General features: G+C 62.3%; 3 protein-coding genes. 1 reads left to right on the top strand and 2 read right to left on the bottom strand.

The features are described 5' to 3' along the window. A partial coding sequence (locus FUT87_RS28110) for a hypothetical protein (protein ID WP_147243081.1) occupies positions 1-588 on the bottom strand: 588 nt, incomplete at its 3' end. 381 nt (positions 589-969) lie between these two features. Between FUT87_RS28110 and FUT87_RS28105 the strand changes: the two genes are divergently transcribed. Beyond that, the gene (locus FUT87_RS28105) at positions 970-1254 is read left to right on the top strand and encodes an N-acetyltransferase (RefSeq protein ID WP_147243080.1); all 285 of its coding nucleotides are present in this window, start codon (positions 970-972) and stop codon (positions 1252-1254) included. Between the two features lie 426 nt (positions 1255-1680). Here the strand turns inward: FUT87_RS28105 and FUT87_RS28100 are convergent, their stop codons facing one another. Next, positions 1681-2280 (bottom strand): isochorismatase family cysteine hydrolase, encoded by a 600-nt coding sequence (locus FUT87_RS28100; protein WP_091733584.1) that lies wholly within the window; start codon positions 2278-2280, stop codon positions 1681-1683. Positions 2281-2401 lie beyond the last annotated feature (121 nt).

Raw genomic sequence — 2401 nt, 5'->3', positions numbered from 1 at the left:
TCGATACCCCATGTCCGCTAGTCCCGAGACCTTCGCCACGGCGACTCGTACAGATGCTGCTTCTTCCGTTTCAGCGGGCATCGGCGCGTGCCAGAACGACTTGGCGCCGTAGCCGCCGCTGCCATTCAGCAGCGCCAGCGATCGCAATCCGGGCGTGACCAGGGACACCCGGCACACCAGCGAGCGACCGACCGCAACCGAATGCGACTCGACGGCAGCGAAGTCGGACAGCACAAATTTCTGCTGCTTCGCCGAGAGACCGAATCGTGGCAGACGCTCGATCAATACGAGATTGCGAGCCCGATCGATGGTCGTGACGAATGCGCGCGCCTGGACGAAGTTCACAAGCACTGCGAACAACATCATCAAAGGAAACAACAGGAGCAAGAGCGCCTTCGGACTGGTGTCGTAGAACGTGAACTTCCAGAACATCCAGCTCAAGCCGGTCGCGAACACGAACAACCACAACCACATCGTCGTCGTCGCGGGGCGGATAACGACGGTGGTGTCGGTGACCTGTAGGGAACGAGGCATACAAAGGAGAAAAACGGTACGACGGATCGCAGCCGAAGCGATCGACCTCGACATTCTTGACTCTCAAGCGTCGGCTGGTTTGCATTTCAGCACGAGCTGCGCTTCAAGACATTTGGCACGTCCGCTCCCCAACCTTGAGCAGACTTCCCTCGTTGCCGTGACCGCAGCAAGTCGGTCGGAGCGCCCTTATATTCCCGCGCATGCACCAACTGCCCCACCTGCGGCCAGGGACGCTGGAAGACGCCACGACCATTGCAGCGCTGGCCATTCAGGTCTTTCTCGACACGTACGCGACGCAAGGCATTCGCCCCGATCTCGCCCGTGAGGTCTTCCGCGAATACTCGTCCGAAGCCTTTCAGGAGCGGATCAATCGCCCGGGCTGTCATTTCGTGCTTGCGGAGATCGATACGGCGCTCATCGGATTCGCGGAGGTCGATGCCTTCGCTACGCCATGCCCCGGCACCACGAGCGCGCGCCGAGCTGGTCCGTCTGTACGTGCAGCCGGCCTTCCAGCGTGTGAAGGTGGGACAGCGTCTGCTGGCCGCGGCGGAGGACGTCGCCAGGTCCACGGGTTTGCCCGCGCTGTGGTTGACAGCGTGGGACGGCAATCAACGCGCACGCGACTTCTACGCCGCGCGCGGCTACGCCGACATCGGCGAGACGGTCCACGTGATCGAAGGTCGGAGTTACGGCAACCGAGTGTTCCGCCGCGCGATCTGACGGCGGCGGCACGACGTAAGGTCGCCCGGCCGTCTGTTGGGCTGTGGAGAACTGCGGCTTCAGGCTGATCTGAGTCGTTCGTGGTCTAAGGCCTGAGGGGCAGCTGCTCCCCATAGCAGTCACAGGACTCCACTGTCCCGACGGGCGCCTTCATCCTCGGAACCGGCCGCTCGACTGTGGCGTCCGCCGCATGCCGACTTGAACGACCGCTTCTGTGCGACGCGACTGGCTCATGCCGACCCGATGCTGCCGCTCAGCTCGCGACCGTGAGCTACGGCAGAAGGCTGATGTCAGTCGGCCGTGCCCAACTCGTGGAACGTCGGCATCGGCCATCACCGGTCATTCGATGGCCTTCCCGGCACGTGGCCGGTTCACCGCTACTACCGGATACCGGACAGAGCTTCCGCCAGCCAGCATCTTTCATGCTCAGGCCTGAGCGACAAAGCCCTGAGTGGTGATCGCGTTGGCGTAGAAGGGCGCAATCTCGGAGAGGAACGCCGTCTGCTGCTCACGAGTAAATGCCGCCGACGCGTCGTAGATGACGTTGGTGTGGTAGCCCAGGTCATGCGCGTTTCGCATCGAAGATTCAACGCACTGCCTCAGCGCAAAGCCTGCGAGGTAGATGTCGAAGATGCGGTTGTTGCGAAGGTAGCTGTCCAGTGTGGTCGAAGCAAACACGCTGCTGCCGCCCGTTCGCTCGCGGATCACGTACTCGCCGTCCTGGGGCTCGAAGCCGGGAAAGAAGTCGGCCTGCGCACCGAGGAACGAGCCGTAGTCGCGCATCATCTTGCGCAGACCGTATTTCCCTTCGCCCAGCACCTTGAAGTGCGGCTCGAACTTGAGCGACGCATGAATGACCTCCATGCCTCTCTGGCGGGCCGCTGCGAGCGCGATCTTCGAGTTGGCGACGGCCTTGTCGAACTGCTCGCGGTCTTGGAACTGCCCGTTGATGCCGCCGGTCGGCGCCAACCAATCGTTGACGTACTCGATCAGGATCAGCGCGCTCTTGGACGATTGATTGCTCATGGTTTTGACTCCTTGGAGTGCGATTGGGTTGCATGAAATGGGGGTCAACCCGCCGCCAACAGGGCGCTTTGCTGGCGGAGATGCGCCAGGAAGCGGGAGGCGTAGTCCTCGGCAACGGCAT

The organism is Mitsuaria sp. TWR114, assembly GCF_007997345.1.
The sequence above is the reverse complement of the archived record's forward strand: the minus strand, read 5'-3'. Positions and strand labels throughout refer to the sequence as shown.